The 23,679-nt window shown below is 45.2% G+C and carries 22 protein-coding genes; 5 read left to right on the forward strand and 17 right to left on the reverse strand.

The annotated features are described in order from the left end of the window. Positions 1-186: 186 nt before the first annotated feature. The 8 genes from HYN59_RS10660 to HYN59_RS10695 all read right to left on the reverse strand — a co-directional run bounded on the left by HYN59_RS10660 (position 187) and on the right by HYN59_RS10695 (position 9,453). A complete protein-coding gene (locus HYN59_RS10660) occupies positions 187-1,989 on the reverse strand; it encodes an acyl-CoA dehydrogenase family protein (protein WP_108778245.1) in 1,803 nt (600 codons plus the stop codon). A 39-nt stretch (positions 1,990-2,028) separates the two neighbouring features. Further along, a complete protein-coding gene (locus HYN59_RS10665) occupies positions 2,029-2,394 on the reverse strand; it encodes a four helix bundle protein (RefSeq protein ID WP_108778246.1) in 366 nt (121 codons plus the stop codon). 39 nt (positions 2,395-2,433) lie between these two features. Beyond that, on the reverse strand, positions 2,434-3,615 hold the full coding sequence (locus tag HYN59_RS10670; protein ID WP_108778247.1) for an acetyl-CoA C-acyltransferase: 1,182 nt from the start codon (positions 3,613-3,615) through the stop codon (positions 2,434-2,436). Between the two features lie 15 nt (positions 3,616-3,630). Then, entirely contained in the window at positions 3,631-3,999 is a 369-nt protein-coding gene (locus HYN59_RS10675) for a four helix bundle protein (protein WP_108778248.1), read from the reverse strand. Positions 4,000-4,032: 33 nt separating this feature from the next. Further along, positions 4,033-6,423, reverse strand: a complete 2,391-nt coding sequence (locus HYN59_RS10680; protein WP_108778249.1) for a 3-hydroxyacyl-CoA dehydrogenase/enoyl-CoA hydratase family protein — start codon at positions 6,421-6,423, stop codon at positions 4,033-4,035. 37 nt (positions 6,424-6,460) lie between these two features. After that, entirely contained in the window at positions 6,461-6,922 is a 462-nt protein-coding gene (locus HYN59_RS10685) for a MarR family winged helix-turn-helix transcriptional regulator (RefSeq protein ID WP_108778250.1), read from the reverse strand. 95 nt (positions 6,923-7,017) lie between these two features. Continuing rightward, positions 7,018-7,590 carry an RNA 2'-phosphotransferase gene (locus HYN59_RS10690; RefSeq protein ID WP_108778251.1) on the reverse strand — a complete coding sequence of 191 codons (573 nt, stop codon included), beginning with the start codon at positions 7,588-7,590 and terminating at the stop codon, positions 7,018-7,020. Between the two features lie 81 nt (positions 7,591-7,671). Further along, positions 7,672-9,453 carry an AMP-dependent synthetase/ligase gene (locus HYN59_RS10695; protein WP_108778252.1) on the reverse strand — a complete coding sequence of 594 codons (1,782 nt, stop codon included), beginning with the start codon at positions 9,451-9,453 and terminating at the stop codon, positions 7,672-7,674. A gap of 137 nt (positions 9,454-9,590) precedes the next feature. Between HYN59_RS10695 and HYN59_RS10700 the strand changes: the two genes are divergently transcribed. After that, entirely contained in the window at positions 9,591-11,519 is a 1,929-nt protein-coding gene (locus HYN59_RS10700; RefSeq protein ID WP_108778253.1) for an LTA synthase family protein, read from the forward strand. Continuing rightward, complete coding sequence (locus HYN59_RS10705; RefSeq protein WP_108778254.1) at positions 11,516-12,097, forward strand: dual specificity protein phosphatase family protein; 582 nt, start codon at positions 11,516-11,518, stop codon at positions 12,095-12,097. Before HYN59_RS10700 ends, HYN59_RS10705 begins: the two co-directional genes overlap by 4 nt. A gap of 26 nt (positions 12,098-12,123) precedes the next feature. On the opposite strand, the gene HYN59_RS18160 is transcribed toward HYN59_RS10705, so the two are convergent. The 3 genes from HYN59_RS18160 to HYN59_RS10715 form a co-directional block, all read right to left on the reverse strand. Beyond that, positions 12,124-12,384: a hypothetical protein gene (locus tag HYN59_RS18160; protein ID WP_219928771.1), complete on the reverse strand. Its 261-nt coding sequence runs from the start codon at positions 12,382-12,384 to the stop codon at positions 12,124-12,126. A 2-nt stretch (positions 12,385-12,386) separates the two neighbouring features. Continuing rightward, the gene (locus HYN59_RS18165; protein ID WP_219928772.1) at positions 12,387-12,527 is read right to left on the reverse strand and encodes a hypothetical protein; all 141 of its coding nucleotides are present in this window, start codon (positions 12,525-12,527) and stop codon (positions 12,387-12,389) included. Between the two features lie 102 nt (positions 12,528-12,629). Next, entirely contained in the window at positions 12,630-13,481 is an 852-nt protein-coding gene (locus HYN59_RS10715) for a hypothetical protein (RefSeq protein ID WP_245895535.1), read from the reverse strand. Positions 13,482-13,695: 214 nt separating this feature from the next. Here HYN59_RS10715 and HYN59_RS10720 point away from each other — a divergent pair, with 214 nt between their 5' ends. Continuing rightward, the gene (locus HYN59_RS10720) at positions 13,696-15,228 is read left to right on the forward strand and encodes a T9SS type A sorting domain-containing protein (RefSeq protein WP_108778255.1); all 1,533 of its coding nucleotides are present in this window, start codon (positions 13,696-13,698) and stop codon (positions 15,226-15,228) included. A 93-nt stretch (positions 15,229-15,321) separates the two neighbouring features. On the opposite strand, the gene HYN59_RS10725 is transcribed toward HYN59_RS10720, so the two are convergent. Next, entirely contained in the window at positions 15,322-15,507 is a 186-nt protein-coding gene (locus tag HYN59_RS10725) for a hypothetical protein (protein WP_108778256.1), read from the reverse strand. A 101-nt stretch (positions 15,508-15,608) separates the two neighbouring features. Between HYN59_RS10725 and HYN59_RS10730 the strand changes: the two genes are divergently transcribed. Further along, positions 15,609-16,106 (forward strand): zinc ribbon domain-containing protein, encoded by a 498-nt coding sequence (locus HYN59_RS10730; RefSeq protein ID WP_108778257.1) that lies wholly within the window; start codon positions 15,609-15,611, stop codon positions 16,104-16,106. Positions 16,107-16,113: 7 nt separating this feature from the next. Next, positions 16,114-16,596 (forward strand): zinc ribbon domain-containing protein, encoded by a 483-nt coding sequence (locus HYN59_RS10735; RefSeq protein ID WP_108778258.1) that lies wholly within the window; start codon positions 16,114-16,116, stop codon positions 16,594-16,596. Positions 16,597-16,792: 196 nt separating this feature from the next. On the opposite strand, the gene HYN59_RS10740 is transcribed toward HYN59_RS10735, so the two are convergent. The 5 genes from HYN59_RS10740 to HYN59_RS10760 form a co-directional block, all read right to left on the reverse strand. Further along, positions 16,793-18,058: an HNH endonuclease gene (locus HYN59_RS10740; protein ID WP_146185920.1), complete on the reverse strand. Its 1,266-nt coding sequence runs from the start codon at positions 18,056-18,058 to the stop codon at positions 16,793-16,795. A gap of 111 nt (positions 18,059-18,169) precedes the next feature. Next, positions 18,170-21,829: a phosphoribosylformylglycinamidine synthase gene (gene purL / locus HYN59_RS10745; RefSeq protein ID WP_108778260.1), complete on the reverse strand. Its 3,660-nt coding sequence runs from the start codon at positions 21,827-21,829 to the stop codon at positions 18,170-18,172. Between the two features lie 354 nt (positions 21,830-22,183). Then, the gene (locus tag HYN59_RS10750) at positions 22,184-22,612 is read right to left on the reverse strand and encodes a hypothetical protein (RefSeq protein ID WP_146185921.1); all 429 of its coding nucleotides are present in this window, start codon (positions 22,610-22,612) and stop codon (positions 22,184-22,186) included. Then, on the reverse strand, positions 22,569-22,829 hold the full coding sequence (locus HYN59_RS18170; RefSeq protein WP_108778262.1) for a hypothetical protein: 261 nt from the start codon (positions 22,827-22,829) through the stop codon (positions 22,569-22,571). Before HYN59_RS18170 ends, HYN59_RS10750 begins: the two co-directional genes overlap by 44 nt. A gap of 64 nt (positions 22,830-22,893) precedes the next feature. Continuing rightward, positions 22,894-23,571 carry an OmpW/AlkL family protein gene (locus tag HYN59_RS10760; protein WP_108778263.1) on the reverse strand — a complete coding sequence of 226 codons (678 nt, stop codon included), beginning with the start codon at positions 23,569-23,571 and terminating at the stop codon, positions 22,894-22,896. Positions 23,572-23,679: the final 108 nt, after the last annotated feature.

The following is a 23,679-nucleotide window of genomic DNA, read 5'->3' on the forward strand; positions in this document are numbered from 1 at the left end:
GCGGGGGATGCCGCTTCAATCCCTCACGCTGACGTTAAGCGTCATATTTACGTTCCTTCTCACAATAGCAACGCTTGGAAATCCGTGTAAATCTGCCTAAATCCGTGTCATCAGCGTTCCATTTATAATCAAAAAACCGCCCCGGAAAAATCCAAAGCGGCTCTATTAACTTAAAACTAAAAATTCTTAATAAGGGTAACCGTTCTCCGCTACAACCTTCGCGGCAATGGTCTCCCTTAATGCTACTACGTTAGGTAGGTTGTTGTATTTGGTAAAGCGCTTAAGGCCCATCAGCATCATGCGCTGTTCGTCGCCTTCAGCGAAAGAGGCAATACCCTCCTTACCTTTAATATTTACAATGTCCACGGCTTTGTACAGGTACAGCTGTGCCATCGCGATCTGCTCTTTTACGTTCTCAGCGCCTTTATTTTTAGCCAGCTTCTCGGTACGCAATACCACCGATTCCGCAAGGTAGATCTCGATTAGGATATCGGCAGCAGCCATAAGGAGTTGTTGGTGCGAGTCCAGTTCAGGGCCGTATTTTTGTACCGCAGAGCCTGCTACCATAAGGAACGCTTTTTTAAGCTTACCTATCATTTCTTTTTCTTCTGCAAACAGCTCAGAGTAATCCGGAGTATCAAACGATGGTATGCCCATCAATTCCTCAGCGACTTTCATAGCAGGATTCAGCAGGTCAACGTGGCCTTTCATTGCTTTCTTCACAAGCATCCCTACAGAAAGCATACGGTTGATCTCATTAGTACCTTCATAGATACGTGCAATACGTGCATCACGCCATGCACTTTCCATCGGTGTATCTTCAGAGAAGCCCATACCGCCGAATATCTGGATACCCTCATCCGAACAGTTCTGTATATCTTCCGATACCGCCACTTTCAATATCGAGCATTCGATAGCAAACTCCTCAACACCTTTCAGCTCGGCATCCTGGTGCGATTCGCCTTTGGCAACACGTGCCTCAATACGGTCCTGTATGTTTTTTGCAGCCCTGTAGCAGGCACTTTCGCCGGCATAGCAATTGGTCGCCATTTCAGCTAACTTGGCGCGGATAACGCCAAAATTAGCGATAGGCGTATTGAACTGTATACGCTCATTGGCATATTTTGCCGCGCCCGAAGTTACCCTTCTTTGGGCGTCAAGGCAGGCAGCGGCCAGCTTAATACGGCCTACGTTCAGGGCGTTCATAGCGATCTTAAAGCCATTGCCGCGTTCCGACAGCATATTTTCTACAGGCACTTTCGTCTCATTAAAGAAAACCTGGCGGGTAGAAGAAGCCCTGATACCCAGCTTGTGCTCTTCTTCACCAAGAGAAATGCCGTTTGAAGGATCATTTTCTACAATGAAACCCGTAATGTTTTTATCATCTTCTATTCTTGCAAATACAATGAACAGGCTGCAGAAACCGGCATTCGATATCCACATTTTCTGTCCGGTGATCTTATAGTGTGTGCCATCCTCGCTCAAAACCGCTTTGGTCTTGCCGGAATTGGCATCGCTGCCTGCGCCCGGCTCGGTAAGGCAGTAGGCGCCAAACCATTCGCCCGAAGCCAGCTTAGGGACGTATTTCAGTTTCTGCTCTTCGGTGCCGTACAGTGTAATCGGCATAGTGCCGATACCTGTATGCGCCCCGAATGCCGTAGAGAATGAACCGGTTGCGCCCGAAATATAGTCGCATACCAGCATGGTATCTACAAAGCCCATTCCGAGCCCGCCGTACGCTTCAGGAACGGCAACACCAAGAAACCCAAGTTCGCCTGCTTTGCGCATGCTCTCCTCGGTAAAGGCATAATCTTTTTTCTCAAAACGGTCTTTGTTCGGCCATATCTCACGGTCAACGAATTCCTTCACACTGTCGCGCATCATCAATTGTTCTTCCGTAAAATCTTCGGGGGTAAACACGTCTTCTGATTTAGTTTCGGTTACCAGGAATTGTCCGCCCCGGGCGAGTTTTTTCTCTTCTGTTTCCATAATTAGATTTTAAGATAATAGATGAGAGATGATAGACCCTTACTCAGAAAGAGTATTTTGGAAACTCATCGTCATCCTTTGAAATTCTTCTATTTTATTTTCGAGGCCTTGTGTCACCTCGTCTGATACATATTTTCTGTGATTTGCCAATAACAATTGTGTTTGTAATTCAAATGATGAGCCTAATGCGATGTCGATAAAATGCCTGAACGATTTACTGGTTCTGCTCGAGCCCTCAGCAATATTCGAGGGAATAGATATTGAACTCCTGTCCATCTGGCTTTTCAGTCCAAATTTTTCGTGGGTAGGGAAGGTATCAGTCATATTCAATGTTTCCTTCGCAATTTCCATACCCGACTGCCAAATCTTCAATTTCTTGAAATTATGTCTTTTGTAGTCACTCATTGGCAGTCTCTCATCTATTATCTCTTGTCTTTGGTCTTCTTACAGAATTTCATACACACCCGCAGCTCCCTGCCCGGTACCCACACACATGGTCACAATGCCGTATTTGTTGCCACGGCGCTTCATTTCGTCAAACAGCTGTACCGATAATTTGGCACCGGTACAACCCAGTGGGTGGCCCATGGCAATTGCCCCGCCGTTCACGTTTACGATATCTTTATTAAGTCCAAGCTCACGAATTACGGCAAGCGATTGCGATGCAAATGCCTCATTAAGCTCTATCAGTTCGATATCCTCAAGTTCAAGGCCGGCCATTTTTATAGCTTTCGGGATGGCTTTTACCGGCCCGATCCCCATGTATCGCGGTTCTACACCGGCTGCAGCATAACTTACAAGGCGGGCAATAGGTTCCAGTTTCAGCTCTTTTACCATATCTTCGCTCATTACTATGACAAAGGCAGCACCATCACTCATTTGTGATGAGGTTCCCGCCGTAACGCTTCCGTCCGCTGCAAAAACCGGTTTTAGTTTTGCCAAGGCTTCCAAAGAGGTATCGGCGCGCGGGCCTTCGTCTTTGGTAACCGTATAATTCTTTGTGGCTCTTTTACCATTTCCGTCAATATAGACCTGTTCCACAGTAATAGGTACGATCTGCCTGTCAAACTTGCCTTCCGCCTGTGCTTTCAGTGCTTTCTGGTGCGACAGAAAGCCGAATTCATCCTGGTCTTCACGGCTCACTTTATATTTGGTAGCGACAGCCTCGGCAGTCAGCCCCATGCCCCAGTAATAATCTTCATGGCCTTCTTTGGCGATCTTATAATCCGGTACGGGTTTGTAGCCGCCCATCGGGATGTAGCTCATGCTTTCAGCGCCACCCGCAATGATGCAGTTGGCCATACCGCTTTGGATTTTGGCCGTAGCCATAGCGATAGTTTCCAGTCCCGAAGCGCAATAACGGTTCACCGTAACGCCGGGTACATCTACAGTATTTAACCCTATCAGAGAAATGAACCGCCCGAAGTTGAGCCCTTGCTCGGCTTCCGGCATGGCATTACCCACCATTACGTCATCAATCCTAGATTTGTCAAATTCCGGCAGCTCATTCATCATAAACTGTATGGTTTCTGCGGCCAGTTCATCCGGCCTTTTAAATCGGAACACACCTTTCGGGGCTTTGCCCACGGCTGTCCTGTATGCTTTTACTATATATGCTGTTTTCATAATAGATTTTAGATTTTAGTATTGAGAATTGAGACGTCTTGAACTTTTCTGAAATGAATAGTTCATCTTTTGTATTTCTATAATTAGTCTCAATAATTCATCAATTTTGTATTTTTCAATTAGGTTTAATTCAGATGTCAGTATTAATTGAGTATGTAACTCATAACTCGAGCCATTTGCAATACTCAGGAAATGTTTAAATTCCTTATTAGAATTTCTCCCGGCACCTTCTGCAATATTGGATGCTATTGAAACTGCACATCTTTTAATTTGTGAAGTAAGCCCATATTTTTCATCGCCAGGCAAATCAGCAACAACCTTGTAAACTTGTTTAGCAAGTTCTATTGATTTCTGCCAAATTTTTAAATCTTCTACTTTATGCATACAGTCTCAATTCTCAATACTGTTATCTCAATTCTAATTTCTAAGAGGTTTTCCTTTTGTTAGCATGAACTGTATCCTCTCCAATGTTTTCCTTTCTCCTGTAAGTGATAAAAATGCTTCGCGTTCGAGATCCAACAAATACTGCTCACTCACCAATGTCGCTTCACTCAAATCGCCACCAGCCATAACATACGCAAGTTTGTTGGCAATTTTCTTGTCGTGTTCAGAGATGTAGTGGCCAGCTTCCATACTGTCGGTACCCACGAGGAACATACCCAGTGACTGTTTGCCAAGGACTTTCACATCCTTGCGGCGTATCGGTGCAGTATATCCGGCTTCCGCCAATAGCTTCGCATGTTTTTTAGCCTCTGCTATCTGCCTGTCTTTATTGACAACGATAACGTCTTTTCCTTTTTGCAATATGCCAAGGTCATATGCCTCGTATGCTGAGGTAGATACTTTTGCCGTGGCGATGGTCAGGAAGTATTCACGAAGTACGTTCAGCTCCACATCATCTTTATGCCACAGGTCAGATGCACGAAGTGTCAACTCTTTAGACCCACCGCCGCCGGGTATCACGCCCACGCCAAATTCCACCAAACCTATGTAGGTTTCTGCCGCTGCAACAACCTTATCAGCATGCATACTCATTTCACAGCCACCGCCAAGGGTCATGCCATGTGGTGCCACTACAACCGGGATAGAGGAGTAGCGTACGCGCATCATGGTGTCCTGGAACATTTTAATTGCCATGTTCAGCTCGTCATATTCCTGCTCTACAGCCATCATGAATATCATTCCGATATTAGCGCCCACGGAGAAGTTTGCCGCCTGGTTGCCTATCACAAGTCCGTTATATTCTTTTTCAGCAAGGTCGATGGCTTTGTTGATGCCCTGCAGCACCCCGCCGCCAATAGTGTTCATCTTGCTCTGGAATTCCAGGTTGATGATGCCGTCGCCCAGATCCTGGATAATGGCATCGCTGTTGCTCCATATTTTTTTGCTTTCGCGAATGTTGTCGAGGATAATAAATGCATCCTGCCCTGGGATTTTCTTTTGGGATTTGGAAGCAATATCATAGTAGTATTTCACGCCGTCTTTTACAGTGTAAAAACTTTTGTTGCCACTGGCCAGCATCTCGTTTACCCATGCCGCCGGTTCAGCGCCATTGGCTTTGATGAGTTCGATGCCTTTTTCAACACCTACGGCATCCCATATCTCGAAGGGGCCATTTTCCCAACCAAAGCCGGCTTTCATGGCATCATCTATCTTATAAAGGTCGTCGGTAATTTCAGGGATGCGGTTGGAAACGTAGGCAAACATTCCCGCGAAGTTCTTGCGGTAGAATTCGCCTGCCTTATCAGTACCTGTTATCAGTACTTTAAACCTGTTGATAGGCTTATCTATAGTTTTGGTCAGTTCTAATGTAGCAAAAGAAGCTTTCTTCGCTGCACGGTATTCCATCTTATCAAGGTCGAGCGACAGGATGTCCTTGTCTACTTTTTTATAGAATCCCTGTCCGGTTTTGCTTCCCAGCCATTTGTTCTGCATCATGGTATCGATGAAGCCCGGCAATTTGAACAACTCATGTACTTCATCGTCAGGACAATTCTCGTAGATGCCGTTGGCAACGTGTACTAAGGTGTCAAGACCTACCACATCTACGGTACGGAAGGTAGCCGACTTCGGCCTGCCGATAACAGGGCCGGTAAGTTTGTCAACCTCCTCAATGGTCAGCCCCATTTCCTTAACCTGATGGAAAAGGCTCATAATGCCATAAATACCAATGCGGTTGCCGATAAAGGCAGGCGTGTCTTTGGCAACAACCGATGTCTTGCCAAGGAACTGTTCGCCGTAGTTATTAAGGAAGTCCAGTACTTCAGGAGAAGTTTTTGGACCCGGTATGATCTCGAATAATTTTAAGTAACGCGGCGGATTGAAGAAGTGTGTGCCACAAAAATGTTTCTGGAAGTCCTCACTGCGGCCTTCGCTCATGAAGTGGATAGGAATACCCGAGGTGTTGGAAGTAATGAGCGTGCCCGGCTTCCTGTATTTCTCCACCTGCTCAAATACTTTCTGCTTGATGTCGAGCCTTTCCACAACTACTTCTATTATCCAGTCGACATCCGCAAGTTTTGCCATGTCATCCTCGGTGTTGCCGGTGGTAATGCGGCTTGCGAACTTCTGGTGGTAAATAGGGGAGGGCTTCGATTTGAGAGAGTTGGCAAGATGCTCGTTTACGATACGGTTGCGCACCGCTTTGTCCTGCAACGTTAACCCTTTTTTCTGTTCCGCTTCGGTGAGTTCCCTTGGCACAATGTCCAGCAGGAGCACCTCCACACCTATATTGGCAAAGTGGGCCGCAATAGCCGACCCCATGATGCCGGAGCCGATAACGGCTGCCTTCTTAATAGTGCGTTTCATTATTTATAGTAAGTTTTTTGGTATGCTTTCGCATTGTTTATTTGTTTGTTGTTTCTGCATCATCAGAGCCGAATATCAGCTTTTCTGCAATGAGGTCGTTGATCAGTTCGGCGACCTCTATGAAATTATCCAGCTTTTCCTGCGGTACATGCTGGCGTATCACGTCGTTAAACTTGAGTACCCTGTCGCGCGACAGTTCCCTTTTCTCTTTGCCCAGCTTCGTGAGGTGTATCAGCACCCCGCGGCCATCAACCGGGTTTTTCTTACGGACTATCAGGCCTTTTTCTTCCATCGACTTCAGCGTACGTGTAAGGCTGGTTGGCTCCATTCCCATTTGAGGGCCAAGAGCGGTAGAAGGGATCCCGTTATCCTTATCTATCGAAAGCAATGCAAATCCTATCGACATGCTCGCCCCGTATTTTGAGGCCTCTTCATTATACATTCTCGATACTGCCTGCCATGTCGCCCTCAGTATGTAATCTATTGTTTTCTCTTTCATGAGTTATGTTGTTTCAAATATACAAAAAAAATAGTATGCATGCATATTAAATTTGAAAAAATTTATGTTTACGAAATTGTTTTCGCGATTCAGTACTATTTACTATTGGTTTCACTCGCAGATGTTTGTCTGACATACCCCGCTGGGACATTATCTGTCAGCCACACGCCATTCTCCGAAATGAAAAATTCATAGCCGTCATTATGCATCTGCAATGCCATGACTTCGAGTATCACCGGTTTGCCGTGCCTGCCGCCTACATTCGCTGCGGTATCTTTGTCAAGGCTGAGGTGTACATGGTGGCGGCTGCCCTTACGGATGCCTTCCTGCAATATCGCATCAATATTTTTGGCAGCTGTGCCATGGTACAAAATTTCGGGAGGAGTCAATGGTTCATAGCCCAGCTCAATTTCCACCGAATGCCCCTGGCGGGCACGGATCATGTCTTTGGCCTCATTAAAGGCAAAGCGCTTCTTGCTATTTGTCGCTACTACATGGTCAAGTAATGCAGCATCTATTTTAGTTCCGCTCTTGTTCATTTTTTCCAGCAGGAGCGCCACATCGGCCCAACCGTTTGCATCAAGGGTCATACCAATAGCGTCGGGGTTATGGCGTAATATATAGCTAAGATACTTGCTTATCTGTTTGGTTTCTTTTTCGCTGATCATAAGATATTTATGGGTAAAGGTAAATATAACGAAATTTTGATTAATAAAAAAGGGGCTGTCCTTTTGAGACAACCCCATTCATTATTTTTCACCTTCCCTGTATATCTTGTCATACAGTTTTTGGTATTTCTCTTTTATCGCTTTTCGTTTCAGCTTCAGGGTAGGGGTCATTTCGCCTCCGTCTACGCTCCACACATCAGGGGTTATCTCAAATTTCTTCACCTGTTCCCAGTGCCCGAATCTTTTGTTGACGCTTTCTACTTCCTCCTGCATGCGCTCTTTCACCTCTTTGCTTTCGGCTATAGCTTTATTGTCGGCAAGGTTAAGCCCTTTGCGGGATGCCCATTGCTTTACGAACTCAAAATCGGGCTGTATGAAGGCTGCCGGCATTTTCTCGCCGTCGCCTATCACCATGATCTGCTCTATAAAGCGTGACTGCTTCATGGCGTTCTCAATCAGCTGTGGCGCAATGTACTTGCCGCCCGATGTCTTAAACATTTCCTTCTTCCTGTCGGTTATCTTCAGGAAGCCGTCGCTGTCTATGATGCCTATGTCACCGGTGTGGAAGTAACCATCTTTCAGCACTTCATCGGTTTTTTCCTGGTCGTTCAGGTAGCCCATCATCACGTTAGGACCTTTGCAGAGTATCTCGCCATCTTCGGCAATTTTCACTTCAACGCCTTTTAGCGGCCTGCCCACCGTGCCAATCCTGAAGCCGCCGTTGCGCTCATCGTTCACCGATATAACAGGAGAGGTCTCTGTAAGGCCATAACCCTCCATAACCGGAATACCGGCAGCGGCGAAAATCCGTGCCAGCCTTGGCTGTATGGCTGCGCTTCCCGATACCATAAGTCCCAGGTTGCCGCCGAGGCCTTCCTTCCATTTCGAGAAGATAAGTTTGCGGGCTATCGACAGTTTGAAGCCGTACCACACGCCATTAGCGCCGTAAGGTTCATATTCCAGGCCGACTTCAACGGCCCAAAAGAACAGTTTTCTTTTAATGCCGGTCAGCTCAGAGCCTTTGGCAATGATCTTGTCGTATACTTTTTCGAGCAAACGCGGAACCGCCGTAATTACGAAAGGCTTGGTTTCCTTAATGTTGTCGCTAACTTTTTCTATAGATTCGGCAAAGTAAGTCGAAACACCATAGTACTGGTAAAGATATAGTATCATCCTTTCGTAAATGTGGCAGATAGGCAGGAAGCTCAGGGCACGTGTCTGGCCTTCGCCGAAAGGCACCCTTTCGGCGCTCATAAGCACATCGGATACAATATTTTTGTGTGAAAGCATTACGCCTTTCGGCCTTCCGGTGGTGCCCGATGTGTATATTACGGTAGCAAGTTCGTTTTCCGTTATACTGTCCTTAATACTGTCCAGCTCGCCCTGGTTGGAGGTGTCTTTGCCAAGCTCCAGTATCTCATTCCAGCTTTTGCAGCCGGAAATATCATTAAACGAATAAATCTCCTTTAGTTTAGGAAGGTTCCCCCGTATGGACATTATTTTATCATACAGTTCCTGGTCGGAAACAATGCAGTATATTGCTTCAGAGTGGTTGAGGATATATTCATAATCCTCTTCGGATATGGTAGGATATACGGGTACATTCTGCGCACCGGTCTGCAGCACGCCTATGTCTACAATGTGCCATTCGGTACGGTTGCTGGACGAAATGACCGCGATCCTGTCGTTTTTCTTAACTCCCATGCGCAGCAATCCCCGCGAAAGGGCATTGGATTTATCAATATATTCCTGTGTTGAGGTCTTTACCCATTTTTCGCCATACTTGGTTACCAGTGCATCGGACAGCGGGTGTTTTTCGAGCTGGTAGTATGGGAAATCAAATAACCGGGTGATCGTATTCATGTGTTTTGATAATGTTTGTACCATGCAAATTATGAAAAAAATATATATGAAATCCAAAATCGCAAATAATTGAAATTTAAAACTGAAATTCATTAATTTAGCGGTTTGTTAAATTGCTGTTAAACAACACATATTCAATGAATAGTACCTATCGCGTCGGGGAATATAAAGCGCTGCTGTACAGGCTTCTTTTAGCCTATTTTTTCTATTTTATCGTAAGGCTGCTGTTTTTTGCCTATAATTACAAGCTGCTGAAGGTTGATTCAGTCGGAGAATATTTAAGGCTGTACTACCACGGGATCGCGTTTGATACCACGGCCATACTGTATACCAATCTCCTGTTCATACTTTTCTCTATACTCCCGTTCACGGTAAACACAAGGAAAGGCTACCAAAAGTTTCTGATGTGGCTGTATTTTATAACCAATCTTATTTCATACGCGACCAATTTCGGGGATTTCATTTACTACAAATACATCTACGCGCGTACCACTGTTGCGGTAATTGACGTAATAAAGAACGAAGACCAGGGAAGCATGCTGCTGCGGTTTATGGTTAGTTACTGGCATGTGTTCCTGTTGTTCTTCATTACCGCTTTTCTTTGGGTATGGCTGTATAAGAAGGTTAAGGTGCAGCCAACGCCCAGCCCTGACAGCAAGCTGAAGTACTTTGCTTTTTCTACAGTAGCTTTCCTTTTTATCGGGACAATGATCGTAGGGGGCATCCGCGGCGATTTTAAGAAGAGTACAAGGCCTATCAATATTATCGATGCCAACCGCCATGTTACAAAGCCTGAGCATGCCGATATCGTGCTCAATACGCCATTCTCCATTATCAGGACATTTAACGTAACGAGCTTTAAGAAAGTGGATTTTGCTGTGGATGAGAAGGTGATAACCGAGGATTTCCACCCGATAAAACTCTACAACAATAACCCGAAGACAACACCTAATATCGTGCTTATCATTACCGAAAGTATGGGCCGCGAATATTGGGGCTGCATGAACCGCAGCCGCAATATACCCGGGTTTGTGAGCTATACGCCGTTTCTGGACTCGCTCTCGCAGCACAGCCTTATTTTTGATAACAGCTATGCCAATGGCAGTAAGTCGATACACGGGATGTCGTCTATTTTGGCAGGGATTCCTTCATTCAAGGACGCCTTTACCTCATCGCCATACCCTAAGCAAAAAATAGAGTCGCTGGTATCTACCCTTAAGAGCATGGGGTACGACACCTCGTTTTTCCATGGGGCGCCAAATGGTTCCATGGGCTTCCTTGGTTTTGGCAATATCCTTGGCTACGACCATTATTACGGAAAAACGGAATATAACAATGATGCCGACTTCGATGGGTCATGGGGAATCTGGGATGAGCCTTTCATGCAATTCATGAAGAATACCCTCGACCAGAAGAAACAGCCTTTCTTTGGCACGATTTTTACAGTATCCTCGCACGAGCCGTATGTGGTGCCGGAAAAATATGCCGGCAACTTCCCGAAAGGCACTGTGCCGATGCACCAGGCAGTAGGGTATACCGATTATGCATTCAAAAAATTCTTTGAAGCGGCCAAGAAATCACCATGGTATAAAAACACTATTTTTGTTATAACGGCCGACCATGGCAACCAGATCGCATATGACGAATACCGCAAAGTGCTCAACCGGTCTGCAACGCCGATCTTGATATTCAGGCCGGATGAAAGCCTGAAGGGTGTAGACAGCCAGATATGCCAGCAGATCGATATTTATCCTACGATACTGGACCTTGTGGGCTACGATAAGCCTTTCATGAGCTGGGGCAGGAGCCTGGTGGGTGATAAGCAGGTGCAGCCTTTTGCGATAAGCTATAACGGGAACCTATATATGCTGCAGCGGGGCAAATACATTTGTACCTTTGACGGGAAGAATGTGGTTGGCTTTTATGATATTAATGACAAAGGGCTGGAACATAATCTTATCGACAAGAAGAATAAGGAAATGGAAGAAACCGAGATAGCCTGCAAGGCATTCCTGCAGGATTATTTCGAGAGGATCATAGATAAAAAATTATACTATAAAAAATGAAAAAGAAAATTCTGATCGTACTTGGCGTAATTATCCTGATAGGAGTGGGTAAATATGTATATGATGTGAACATCGACCATAATTTTGAGCCCGTGGTAGAAGGAAAGGTGTACCGCTCCGGAACCATACCCCCGGACCAGCTGCCGGATTATATAAAGAAATACAAGATCAAAAGTGTTGTAGACCTGCGCAGGCCGGGCACCAACGACCTGGTGAACAATCCGGAGAAAACGCCCGAGCTTGCTGCTGAGAAAAAAGCCGTAGAAAGCGTTCCGGGCACCAATTACTTTGATGTGGGTTCTGAGCAGATACCGGACCAGGCTGTGCTGGATAAATATTTTGCCGTGATGGACAATCCGGATAACTATCCGGTGCTGGTGCATTGCTACCACGGTGAAGGCAGGGCGCCGCTTTTCGGGGCTATTTACAAAATAGAATATGAAGGGGTGCCGAATGAGCAGGCGCGTGAAGAAGCCCGCTGGTTTGCGGACCTGTGCGTTTTCAATGCAGAAAAATCGAAAGGGAAATACCTCCTTAATTATAAAACAAGGAAGCAGAAAGCAGAAGAGAAAAAATAATGAACGCCCCGTGACAGGGGCGTTTTTTATAAAGTGCTATTTTTCGATTTAAAATATTTCTTCTCGAAATTTCCGATATAATAATAAGCAATGACAATTAGTCCAAGTGAAAAAGGGATTACAGCATAATACCGCAGGCTGTCGTCTTTAGAATAAAACTCCGTCAGCATCCAGTAAGCATTAGCACATATCCAGAACACTACGGCTATATTATGCAACAGCTCGCTTTTTATATGCCGGGTCTGCCACGTGATAAGCAGTGCTGCCCCTGCAGTCGGCACGATCATGATCAGCCCAGTGGCTTCCAGAGCATTACCCAGCAGAGGTCTTTTATCAGCCAGAAAACAATGTGCAGGTTTTCTGTTTTCCGGTAGCAGGCCGGTATCTGGTAGAGTTCTTCTGAAGGGGTAGTATTGCTGGGATTATTCATGTAAAACTATAATGATAAGCCAAATTTAAAACAATTAATTCATTTATAAATAGATGTTTCAATCATGGCCAACCCGCAACCCGTACCCCGCAACCCAAAACTTTACCATCCCGTAATCAACAGCTTCCGCGCCGCCTTTTCGCCGCACTTCTGGTACTTATTGTACGCTTTGGCTGCCCTTGTGCGCACCTGCTCATTGGTTTCTCCTTCTAAGTAACCCGTAATTGCATCGTGTACAATGTAAGCTTCCGGCGCCATCAGGTGCGACGACCATACAACAGGATTCACATTGGCCTCTTCAAGGTGCGGGCCGAAATAGCTTTTACTGAAACAGGCTAAAATAATTACATCCCGTTTTTTACCATCGGTATTCTTAAAAGTATCGTCCAGCTCAAAATCCATCAACCCGTCGTGGCCGATATAGGAGAGGAGCTGCGCATTCCCGCCGATACCGATAACAGTCCCGTTTATATCCAGCGTCTCATTCCTGTTTCCGGCACTGCTGTTGAGGAAATCAGTGATACATTCTTTAATGAACTGCCCGTCATACGCATCGGCAACTAAATATTGGTTGGGCTTTGTTGCATGCTTAAATACCAATCGTTCCAGTATATGCCCGCCAGGCTTAGTGGATTTAAGGAATTTCCAATCTTTGCTTTTTTTGAAATAGGTACGGATGCCGTAGCCGCATCCCCAGTACAGGTTGTTATTCGGGTCCTGTCCATTGCCTATGCCTGCCGGTACCGGCACGATACCCTGGTATTTGTTGTCGCACAATGCCACAAAAATGTGTATGGTCTTTGTTCCTGTGTCATACGGGGCGGCAGTTTTTTCAACTGTTTTTCCCTGCCTGGCCGCCATTATCGGGCTTTCGGAAGAAATATTCTTTTTGCAGCCAAAAGATGCCAGCAAGGCAAGTGCGGCTAAAACTGTCCTAAGGTAATTGAATGCCATGCTATTGGTTTACTATTCAACGCATTTTCCGCCTTCATTATTGCACTGCCGGATTGTTTAGGATAATTAGTTTTCAGTAAATGAGTACGTTGCGTTTTATAAATATTTTAATGTCAAATTATGTAAAAAAACGGTAGTATAGTTACATTGTTTTGTTATAAAATTCGCTATGTTCGCGACCAGATAACCAAAAATTCACAATTTTTAAAAAAAAATGAAAAAAATCTTACTTACGGGCTTTATGCTCTCTTCGTTCTTTGCTTTTTCACAAAGTGCAGGTTCACTGGATGCTTCTTTCGGTACGGGCGGAAAGGTGGTGACCTCTATAAATTCCGGCGCCGACAAAGCGTATGCCACTGCTATACAGGCTGACGGCAAGATACTCGTTGCTGGTGTAACGACCAGTGGTGCTACGGGTAAAGACTTTGCTATTGTGCGTTATAATGCAGACGGTACTCTTGACACTGCATTCGGAACCAACGGTATCGTTACCTCAGACCTTCAGGGCGGCAGCGACGATGTGGCCTACAGCATGGCGCTTCTTGCCGATGGTAAAATAGTGCTTGCAGGTTATAGCGACGATGGTAGCCAAAAGAAAGCAGCGATAGTTCGTTACACGGCCATGGGCGCACTTGATACGGATTTTGGTACAGGCGGAAAAGTGTACACATCATTTGAAGGTACGCTTGCCAGCGAAATTAAAGTAATAAAGGTGCACCTTGCTACAGGCAACCTTGTGGTAGGCGGAAATGCAGCAGTTAGCTCTACAAAAGCCAAGCCCGTTATTGCACGGTATACTGCTGCGGGCGCATTGGATACCAACTTCAATACAACGGGTATCAAGACACTATGGCTTAGCACTAATGACCAGCAGTACCAAATGACTGTAGAAGACCTTGTGGTACAGGCGAACGGCAAAATATCAGCAGTGGGATGGGAAGATTTCCCGAGCCTTCCATGGGATAGCGATTACTGGCTTTGCAGGATCAACAGCAACGGGACAATGGATACCGGCTTCTCAGGTGATGGTGTGAATGTGCTTAACGGTACTTTCAACGGGCACGACAGGGCATACGGGCTATTGCTTAAAGATGATAACAGCATGGTTGTAGCGGGGGGCGGTTATGTTACCGACCTTAATTATTCGGCTACACTTTTTGAAATAACACCTGCCGGTGTTGCAGCGGGTACAAGCAGCCAGTCAAATATCCCTTACGCGAGCCTTAACGATGCTATTGCTTATGATGTTGAACTTGATAACGACGGCAAATTCGTAATGACGGGATCGAATGGGACAGCAGCTGCCAAAACCTTTGCCATTTCGCGCGTTAACTCAAATTACACTATTGATACCACATTTGATACTGACGGAAAAGTTACGACTGCCTTTGGAAGCAATGCGGTAAGCGAGGCTTTCGATGCGGCTATCCAGCCGGACAATAAGATCGTAGCTGTGGGTTATACAGGCAATGATTTTGCCGTGGCACGTTATTTAGGTACAGCGGCTACATCCGGTACAGATGAGTTCGCTAAGAATGCGATAAACCTGTACCCGAACCCTGCAGGTAACGTCCTTAACATTGCAACAGCTGACGCTGGTGCAAATGCTTACACAATATTTGACGTTAACGGGCGCGCTGTAATAAAAAGCAAAGCCACATCCCTTAATATAGAAAACCTGCAAGGCGGTGTTTACATCTTAAGGTTTGATGATAACGGAGCTTCCGCAAAATTCGTGAAGCAATAGTACCAACCGGAACAATACTGGAAACACCTGCAGATCGCAGGTGTTTTTTATTTTATAAGGGTAGTTGATACGCAAGTTACGCCTTTTGTATAATCAGCGCACCAGCGAAAAAAACAGGAATAATATCAGTACTATGATCAGGAGAACGGCCCGCAAAGTATACATGCGGCTGTTGCGCGTTTTGTCCTGTTGCCACAACCGCCTTCGGCTGTGTTTTACCGACAGCAGCAGGGTAAGCAGGAAGATGATGCAGATGATGAGCAGGAATTTATAAACCATAGCTTTAAAAAGCAAAGTTCGGCAATCTTTCCGAAAAAGAAGTGCCGGGGTGCCAATATTCCGCATTATTCCTATATTTACAATAGCCAAAAAAATTGATTATGAAAAAATGTATCAGGTGCGGCATGGCGCTTCCGGATGACTCGCTTTATTGTACCTCCTGCGGCACAGACCAGCATATCGACTTTAAAGCACAGCTGCCACAACAGAAACAGGATGACACCTTCCTGAAAGTGCTGTGTATCCTTACTATCGTAGGCGCATGTTTTAGCCTTATTTCGATACCTATGAGCATGCTCCGTCCATCCTTCTATGAGGAGAAATCAGTACTCATGATGTTAGGGACAAGCCTTGTCATAGCAATTACCAAACTTGCCGGGGCTATATTCATGCTCCAGAAAAAGCTTTCAGGGCTGTACCTTTATACGGTTGGCGCTGCAATGTCAATAGTAGTAGGGATATGGTCGGCATTCACAATTTCGGGCACTTTGGGAGTTACCACTACATTTCAAATGGCAATGAGCCTTGTAGCCCTTATTTTCCCTGTTGCCTTCCTAATAATGTACTGGTTGCCTGTAAACAAAAGAGTACTGTCATAAATTGATTATGGAAAAATGTATACGATGTAATACGCCGTTAGAACCCGGCGCCAATTTCTGCCCTGTCTGCGGCACCGATCAGCGTTTCGGCAGCAGGGAAAAAGAAGGCAGCACACTGTTAATAGTGCTGTGCATCCTGACGGTTGTCGGGTCGGTATTCCAGATGTTCCGCGGCATGTTGTATGAAATAGTAGCCGATGCCGATAATAATAACGAATATATCCGGGGGTGGATTTATGCCATTACCGCCGTTGTTACAACCATTGGCGCCATAATGATGTTCCAAAAACAGCTGAAAGGGCTGTATGTATACACCGCAGGCCAGGCCATCTACCTGCTGACGTGCTTTTGGGCTACATCGGTTTACCTGGATGATGTTACTGACAGCGACCGCATATTGGTATGGATCATTTCTTCTATATTTATCATCCCGGCCATCATTTTCCTGATACTATTTTGGATGAATGATTGCAAAAGGGTGTTGCGGTAAATATAGTAGCGAATGGCCTGGGCTTTTTCAGCGGTCGTCATTCCTGCTTTCCTCTCTATCCGCGCCGAAAAAAGCGCGGGATGCCGCTGCAATCAGGGCTAAAGGGGAAGGGTGGGAGTGTGGTTGGGGGATTTGAGCTGCACGTAGCGTTATCGGTGGCGTATTGCCTTTGGCGCGTGCCTTAAATAGAAATTAATTATAAAAATAACTTTCTCATATTTTCATCCATTGCTACGATGGCTTGGGTTGACGATGGAATTTGAAAAACGTCATCAATTCTAGAGAAGTCGAGCAAATTACTCGCACTATTAAATAATTTTCGTTCAGTGTAATAAAATTTTAGGCTATCATTATCATAATCATATTCTATGTAGTAAATCTTTTCAAGTTGAACGCCTTTAGCTAAAATAATTTGGCATGGCTCTATGTTGAATATTTGAACCGTACTGAGTAGTAATCCATCTAATTCATAAATAAATATTTTGTGACAGTTTTTATTTATCGAATTGAAGTAAGGAAGCAGAATTTTCTTTTCTATTTTTAAAAACATTCCTACCCAACCAGCGGGCGAGAGGCGATTAACTTCATAACCCTTTCCTAAAATATAAGGAACCGTATGCTTATCATCATTTTTATAACTATATGGATTTACCATATGTTTGCGGAAATCTGAAAATGCTGAAGCAGATACAAATAAAGGAGATTCAATTAACGATAGAAATTCGAACGAAATCTTAGAGGCCCACTTTAAATATTTCGAGAATGACCATTGATAATGAACGAGGTAGTCGCTAGTAATAAGTTCTTCAATAGAACTTATTTCAGTTTTTGATTTTTTATTTATTGAACTAGTATATTTATTAATAATCCTATCCAAATCACGTTCATTATTAGCTATGACAATAACTTTGTTTTTATATATAAAAAAGCGAGGACTAAAATTTTTCGGTAATTTCTTGTTAATGTATCTAGTGTAGTCCTTATTTTTAAAAGAAAATTTAAATATTTCACTATATGTAATGCCTTCGGCTATATATTGTTCTTCCGAATGGTACGTCAAAAATAATGCAAGTGTATTTTCCGAACTTAAAAGTAGTTGGGGGTTAATTACATTTTCAATATTACTATGATCGATAACAACCCACTCTGAAATTGAATCTAACCAAATAAAATTAGGAATGTATTTTAAATGATTTAATTTTCTTTTCGAATAGACAATATCTTTAAAAGTGGCGATTGGTGAATATTTCAAAAACCAATCCTCAATATGTTTACCAAACACTGAATTGCAATAAGTGCAGACACTATGTTTCAGGATATTACTTTTTAGATTGGATTTCAAAAGTTGTTTTGAAATAATGTGCGCAGCATTTTTCTTATTTGGTTTATTACACCATATACAATTATCAGTTGGTGTTTCTTCAGGTAAGAACTCTACGAGGTTAAAAACTATCTTAATCATTATATTATAATATGTAAATCTAATTACTAAGATAACAAAAAACGCCCCCATTTCTGAGAGCGTCTATGCTTTGTCTATACTATCTAAAAATCCAGCAGTCTAATAGCTAAATTATCTGTTTTCAATCCATAAGCGTGCGTTAACGAATGCCTCGTGCCACGGACTCACTTCATCATTTCTGCATTCCGGGTAGTAGGCCCAGTTCCATTGGAACATCGAGCGCTCAATGTGCGGCATCATTACAAGGTGGCGGCCGTCGTTGCTGGCCATCATGGCAATATCGAAGTGCGAGCCGTTCGGATTGGCCGGGTAGCCGTTGTAGGCATATTTGGCGACCACGTCGTACCGGCTTTCCTCATAAGGCAGGTCGAATTTCCCTTCACCGTGCGAGATCCATACGCCCAGCGTACTTCCTGCAAGGGTTGACAGCATCACCGAGTTGTTCTCCTGCACTTTTACCGAAGTGAAGCCGCTTTCGTGCTTGCGGCTGTCATTATGCAGCATGCGGGGCTTCTGCTCATGGTCAGGGTTGATGAGGCCAAGTTCTATGAACAGCTGGCACCCGTTACAGATCCCGACAGAAAGCGTATCCTCACGCTTAAAGAAATTCTCCAGTGCTGTCTTTGCTTTTTCATTATAAAGGAACGCACCTGCCCATCCTTTCGCCGAACCCAGTACATCCGAGTTGGAGAAACCGCCCACCGCGCCTATGAACTGGATATCCTCCAGTGTCTCGCGGCCTGAGATGAGGTCGGTCATGTGTACGTCCTTCACGTCAAATCCGGCAAGGTACATGGCATTAGCCATTTCCCGCTCCGAGTTCGAACCCTTCTCACGGATGATCGCGGCTTTAGGCCTTGGTTTCGATGCATCGATAGCAACTTTCTTGCCTGTGAAATGCGCTGGGAAAGTATATTGTAAAGGCTGGTTCTTATAATTGTTGTAACGCTCCATGGCCTTTTGCTTTCCGCTTTGCTTTTGGTCAAGCAGGTAGGAGGTCTTAAACCAGGTGTCGCGTGTTTTTATGATGTCAAATTCAAGTGTTGCACCCCCGTTTTTCACGGTAATGGTGTTACCTTCTTTCGGCTGGCCTATTTTGGTGAATGCCACACCTTTTGCAGCCAGCTCTGCCTCAACAGAAGCATCAGCCTGTATCACGATGGCGATGTTCTCAGCAAAAAGGGCTTTTACGGTATCGGCCTCGTCCAATTTGGTAAGGTCGTATTCCGCGCCGAGGTTCACTTCCGCAAAGCTCATTTCAAGCAGGGTAGTGATCAAGCCGCCGCTGCCAATATCGTGGCCCGCCGCTATCTTTCCTCTTTTTATTAAGTCCTGTATTACGTTGAATGTATTCTTAAATGAAGCTGCATCTGTAATAGTCGGTACTTCATTACCTACCTTGTTCAATATCTGGTTGAACGACGAACCGCCCAGCTTGTACGCATCCCCCGAAAGGTTGATGTGGTAGATGTTCCCGCCATTGCGCTTCAGTATCGGTTCTACTACTTTGGTGATGTCGTTGCAGTTGCCCGCCGCCGATATGATCACCGTTCCCGGCGCGATCACATCGCCATTCGGGTATTTCTGCTTCATCGAAAGGGAATCCTTACCTGTCGGTATGTTGATGCCCAGTTCAATTGCAAACTCCGAACAGCCCTGCACAGCTTCGTACAGCCTTGCATCTTCGCCTTCATTCTTGCACGCCCACATCCAGTTAGCCGAAAGCGATACGCTCTTCAGGCCGTCTTTCATAGGTGCCCAGATGATGTTGCTCAACGCTTCTGCAATGGCAGTGCGGCTTCCTGCAACCGGGTCGACCAACGCTGCAACAGGGGAGTGGCCTATGGTCGTTGCAATGCCTTCTTTACCGGCATAATCCAGCGCCATAACGCCTACGTTGTTCAGCGGAAGCTGAAGCGGCCCGGCACATTGCTGCTTGGCGACTTTCCCGCCCACACAGCGGTCAACCTTGTTGGTCAGCCAGTCCTTGCAGGCTACGGCTTCCAATTGCAGCACCTGGTCGAGGTAGTCGTGTATCTTTTCCTGCGAATAGTCTGGTGCGCTGTAGTTGGCAGTAACCGTTTTATCGCTCATTATCGTTTTTGGCGAACTGCCAAACATGTCTTCCAATGCAAAGTCCATCGGCTTAGCACCGGTGGTAGCCGACTCAAATGTAAACCTGTGGTCGCCGGTCACGTCGCCCACTTCATACATCGGCGAACGCTCGCGGTCGGCAATGCGTTTCAGGGTGTCAATGTCCTTCTGGCCGATCACAAGCCCCATGCGCTCCTGCGATTCGTTGCCTATTATCTCTTTTGCCGAAAGGGTAGGATCGCCCACCGGCAGCTTGTCAAGGTCTATTTTCCCGCCTGTTTCCTCCACCAGTTCGCTCAGGCAGTTCAGGTGTCCGCCAGCGCCGTGGTCATGAATGGAAACGATTGGGTTGTTGTCGCTCTCCACCAGTCCGCGAACGGCATTGGCAGCGCGTTTCTGCATTTCGGGGTTGGAACGCTGAATGGCATTCAGCTCGATACCGCTGCTGAACTCACCCGTATCAGCCGACGAAACCGCAGCGCCACCCATCCCGATACGGTAGTTCTCACCGCCCAGTATCACTATTTTGTCGCCGGTTTCCGGCTTTTGCTTTTTGCTTTGGCTTTCTTTTCCGTAACCGATACCGCCTGCCAGCATGATAACCTTATCGAAGCCCAGTTTACGTGCATCCTCTTCATGCTCAAAAGTAAGGACTGAACCCGTGATTAGCGGCTGCCCGAATTTGTTTCCAAAATCAGATGCACCGTTAGAAGCTTTTATCAGGATGTCCATTGGTTTCTGGTAGAGCCACTTGCGCTCATCCATTCCGTTTTCCCATGGGCGGTTCTCTTCAAGGCGTGAGTAGGAGGTCATGTATACGGCTGTACCCGCCAGTGGCAGCGAACCCTGTCCGCCCGCCAGCCTGTCGCGTATTTCGCCACCGGAACCTGTTGCAGCGCCGTTGAAAGGCTCTACCGTGGTTGGGAAGTTATGCGTTTCGGCTTTAATGGATATCACCGAATCGAATTCTTTTATTTCGTAAAAATCAGGCTTGTCAGCGCTTTTTGGGGCGAACTGCTCCACGCGCGGCCCTTTGATGAACGCCACATTGTCCTTGTAGGCCGAAACGATGTCATTCCGGTTTTCCTGCGACGTTTTCTTAATCATTTTGAAAAGCGACGACGGCTTCTCCTCACCGTCTATCACAAACGTGCCGTTGAATATCTTGTGGCGGCAGTGCTCACTGTTCACCTGGCTAAATCCGAATACTTCCGAGTCCGTCAGGTTACGTCCCAGCTTTACGGCCAGGTTGCGCAGGTAGTCCACCTCTTCAGCGTTTAAGGCCAGTCCTTCTTTTTCGTTGTAGGCGGCAATGTCTGTCACTTCCAGTATCGGCTCCGGCTTTATGTTGATGTTAAAAATATCCTGGGTAAGCCCGTTGTACTTCTGCGAAAGCATCGGGTCGAACTTTGCTTCAGCTTCCTGCACCTTTTCAAATTCCTCAATGCGGATGATACCCTGTATGCCCATATTCTGGGTGATTTCCACCGCGTTGGTGCTCCATGGCGTGATCATTGTGGCACGGGGCCCAACAAAAAAATCCGTCAGAGCGGATTTTTCTATTTTATGTGCGTTGCCAAAAAGCCAGTTTAATTTTGAGGTGTCTTCTGCCGAAAGTTCGCCTTGCGCCTGTACCGCAAAAACCGTGTTCGTCTGGTTTCCGAAGAAATGGATCATTGTGTTGTCGTGTTGTAGTTGTGAGGTGCAAAATTAGGCAATTGTTACCAAAGTGACAAGATATTATTTAGCCACGAATTACACTAATTTCCACAATTTTTATTGGAACGTGAATTACGTGGTTCTGTGTCATTTCGACCGCAGCTTGCGGAGTGGAGAAATCTCTTGTGTCAATGAAATAGGAAAAGGAACGCTGATGACACAGATTGGGGCGGGCGGGTGCGGATTTTTTTCATCGCTACCTGAAAACTTAAAACTGTTTTCTGGGCGTGCCGGCTCCGCAAGCTACGCCGTCGGGCCATGCGCTGTATCCCTCCTGCGTCGGGGATGCCGCTGCTGTCCCTCACGCGAGCTTCACTGGGGTGGTTGCTGACTCGTAAATTTTTTAAAATTTATATTTGGCTTGTAAGGTTCAACAGGAATTATATTGCCATTATCATCGATAAGCTTCGCTTCTATATATGCGCTGCATTTATCCCTGAATTCGTCACAAATGTTATAAAGAATTGCGGCACCTCCTTTTTTTACCTCAGCATTAACAAGGTCATAGATTTGTCTACCCCCGACAGGATCTACCCCAACAAGATCAAAAATAAAAGTATTGGTTTTGGAAAGAGTACAACAAACGGACAAAAGTCTTCTCCGGTTTCCGGCAAGGCTATCTATATTTGTTTTTAAGGTTAACCAGTCATTATTTTCATATATTTTTTTATAAATGGGATTTGATTTATCAGCATATTTATTTATCCATTTTCCTACCGTCATTGGAAATACCAATGCCAAAACGATTGAATTTAATATGCGGTATATAAGTTAAAGGAGAAGCCACTATTACTTTATCATTTCGGATTTTCCCTGAAAATAAGTCATTCATTTTCATTTCGATATTGTAAGAAGCTTCAATATTAGGAAGATGTATAACCACGATCTCACCCACTGATAATGTGAATGCCGGAATTAAGAAATTATCGATTACCTGTTCTTCAAATTTTATAAGCATACAACAAATATATAAAAAGGGCCGTCCCTCCGGACCGCCCTTCCAAAAAACAACCTTCAATCAATTAAAATTTCATTCCCACGCCAACACCGAGTAGCCACGGGTCTATGTTTACGCTTGCGGGAATCTTAAGGCCCGGTGAAAGGTTGGAAGCATCCACCGTTATATCCGTTTTGAGGAAGATCTTTTTCAGGTCGACGTTGATGAAGAATTTGTCAGTTATCTTATAGTCGAGCCCAGCCTGTAGCGCAAGGCCGAACGCATTATCGTATTTTACATCTTTTACTGTATTGCCCTGGTCAATACTGTAAAATATGGTGTAGTTAATACCAACGCCTACATAGGGCTTAAAGCATTTTTCGGGCATAAAGTGGTATTGCAGTGTAAGGGTAGGAGGCAGGAGGTAAACGCTTCCCAGATTAACGTCGGTATGTGTAGGCCCGCCTATAGCTGAAATATCAGATCCGGTAGTGTGCACATCATGTTTGCTGGTGCCGAGGATAAGTTCGGCTGCAATATTTTTAGTAAAGAAATAAGTGAAGTCAAGCTCGGGTATAACGGTATTCGAAATGCTCGCATCCCCACCGATGATCCCGATATCTGCGCATTCAGAGGGTACTACTGCTACTCCACGGACGCGTACCATCCATTTTTTAAAATTATTTGTAGTTTCTTCCTGGGCGTTTGCAAAACCTGCACAAAGCAATGACAGTGACAGTGCTATAAAAACTGATTTTTTCATGGTGTATTTGTTTTAATTAACACCTCAAAAGTAGGGACGGAAAAAAAGTTAAAACATGATGGTCGTCATAGAGAGGATAAGGCTTTTCGAGATAAAAAGATAACGGTC

This window comes from Flavobacterium album (genome assembly GCF_003096035.1).
Lineage (GTDB): Bacteria > Bacteroidota > Bacteroidia > Flavobacteriales > Flavobacteriaceae > Flavobacterium > Flavobacterium album.